Raw genomic sequence first — 2,500 nt, forward strand, 5'->3', positions numbered from 1 at the left:
TATTTTTTTTCATTTTTTTTGATGTTGTAAGTTTCATGTTTAGAGAGGTTTGTGATTAGGGTTTAAAAAGATTTATAATTTTTATTCAGAAATAGTTGTGGGAATAGAAATGAGTTGTATATTTGCAGCCGCTAACGGAAATATGGTTTGTTAGTTTAGTTCATTGAGATGTTGTTTTTGGGTTTTATTTATAGGATTCTGGGTTTTGATTTAGGATGAAATTTTTTTCATTTTTAATTAGGTTTGTAAGGTTATTTAATAGTATCTTTGCAGTCCGATTTTTTCGGGAAAAAAGTTCAGTTTTTTAGGGGTTAAAAAATAAATTTAATTTTTTTTATTTTTTTATTGTCAGAATAAAAATAGTTTCTATATTTGCACCCGCTAACAAAAACAGCGAAAACGTTCAGAGAGATTTTGGAATAAGATTTAACAATTTTAGATAGTTCGATTCTATCATTTCTACAAAGTTTGATATTAAGATTAGGTTGAGAGATATTTAGTTTTTAGTTCAAATAAGTTCATTGAAAATATTGAAATTGACAGCGTAAACAAAGAGTAGAATAACCACATTAGTTTAGATTAATGTAATTCTTTTGAAACTTATTCATTCATATTATTTAAAATATACAATGAAGAGTTTGATCCTGGCTCAGGATGAACGCTAGCGGCAGGCTTAACACATGCAAGTCGAGGGGTAACATTAGTGCTTGCACTAGATGACGACCGGCGCACGGGTGCGTAACGCGTATAGAATCTACCTTTTACAGGGGGATAGCCTTTAGAAATGAAGATTAATATCCCATAGTATTGCGAAGTGGCATCACTTTGTAATTAAAGATTTATCGGTAAAAGATGACTATGCGTCCTATTAGTTAGTTGGTAAGGTAACGGCTTACCAAGACTTCGATAGGTAGGGGTCCTGAGAGGGAGATCCCCCACACTGGTACTGAGACACGGACCAGACTCCTACGGGAGGCAGCAGTGAGGAATATTGGGCAATGGAGGTAACTCTGACCCAGCCATGCCGCGTGCAGGAAGACTGCCCTATGGGTTGTAAACTGCTTTTATACAGGAAGAAACACTGCTACGTGTAGCAGCTTGACGGTACTGTAAGAATAAGGACCGGCTAACTCCGTGCCAGCAGCCGCGGTAATACGGAGGGTCCGAGCGTTATCCGGAATCATTGGGTTTAAAGGGTCCGCAGGCGGTCAATTAAGTCAGAGGTGAAATCCCATAGCTTAACTATGGAACTGCCTTTGATACTGGTTGACTTGAGTCATATGGAAGTAGATAGAATGTGTAGTGTAGCGGTGAAATGCATAGATATTACACAGAATACCGATTGCGAAGGCAGTCTACTACGTATGTACTGACGCTCATGGACGAAAGCGTGGGGAGCGAACAGGATTAGATACCCTGGTAGTCCACGCCGTAAACGATGGACACTAGTTGTTGGGCATTAGCTCAGTGACTAAGCGAAAGTGATAAGTGTCCCACCTGGGGAGTACGATCGCAAGATTGAAACTCAAAGGAATTGACGGGGGCCCGCACAAGCGGTGGAGCATGTGGTTTAATTCGATGATACGCGAGGAACCTTACCAGGGCTTAAATGTAGTATGACAGGTTTAGAGATAGACTTTTCTTCGGACATATTACAAGGTGCTGCATGGTTGTCGTCAGCTCGTGCCGTGAGGTGTCAGGTTAAGTCCTATAACGAGCGCAACCCTTGTCGTTAGTTGCCAGCATGTAAAGATGGGGACTCTAACGAGACTGCCGGTGCAAACCGAGAGGAAGGTGGGGATGACGTCAAATCATCACGGCCCTTACGTCCTGGGCCACACACGTGCTACAATGGTATGGACAATGAGCAGCCATCTGGCAACAGAGAGCGAATCTATAAACCATATCACAGTTCGGATCGGAGTCTGCAACTCGACTCCGTGAAGCTGGAATCGCTAGTAATCGGATATCAGCCATGATCCGGTGAATACGTTCCCGGGCCTTGTACACACCGCCCGTCAAGCCATGGAAGCTGGGGGTGCCTGAAGTCGGTCACCGCAAGGAGCCGCCTAGGGTAAAACTGGTAACTAGGGCTAAGTCGTAACAAGGTAGCCGTACCGGAAGGTGCGGCTGGAACACCTCCTTTCTAGAGAAAGATGGTGAGTTACAAAAGGTAATTTTTACTCTTTGCTGTTAATTTTAAATTTATATTATATCAAAGCTATTATAGTCTCGTAGCTCAGCTGGTTAGAGCGCTACACTGATAATGTAGAGGTCGGCAGTTCGAGTCTGCCCGGGACTACTAAAAGTTTGATATAAAGGAAATTCTAGAAGTTCGAGTAGTAGTTAAGTACTAACTACTAACTACTATATACTAACTGCTAGTATATGGGGGATTAGCTCAGCTGGCTAGAGCGCTTGCCTTGCACGCAAGAGGTCATCGGTTCGACTCCGATATTCTCCACAATTTGTGAAAGCAAATAAAGTTCATTGACATATT

General features: G+C 41.9%; 2 tRNA genes and 1 rRNA gene. All 3 read left to right on the forward strand.

The annotated features are described in order from the left end of the window. The first annotated feature begins 626 nt into the window (after window positions 1-626). The 3 genes from V7R38_RS13085 (at window position 627) to V7R38_RS13095 (ending at window position 2,464) form a co-directional block, all read left to right on the forward strand. Window positions 627-2,146, forward strand: a 16S ribosomal RNA gene (locus tag V7R38_RS13085). An 82-nt stretch (window positions 2,147-2,228) separates the two neighbouring features. Further along, window positions 2,229-2,302 (forward strand) — tRNA-Ile (locus tag V7R38_RS13090). An 88-nt stretch (window positions 2,303-2,390) separates the two neighbouring features. Further along, window positions 2,391-2,464: transfer RNA gene (locus V7R38_RS13095), tRNA-Ala, on the forward strand. Window positions 2,465-2,500 lie beyond the last annotated feature (36 nt).

The organism is Polaribacter sp. P097, assembly GCF_036864555.1.
Taxonomy (GTDB): domain Bacteria; phylum Bacteroidota; class Bacteroidia; order Flavobacteriales; family Flavobacteriaceae; genus Polaribacter.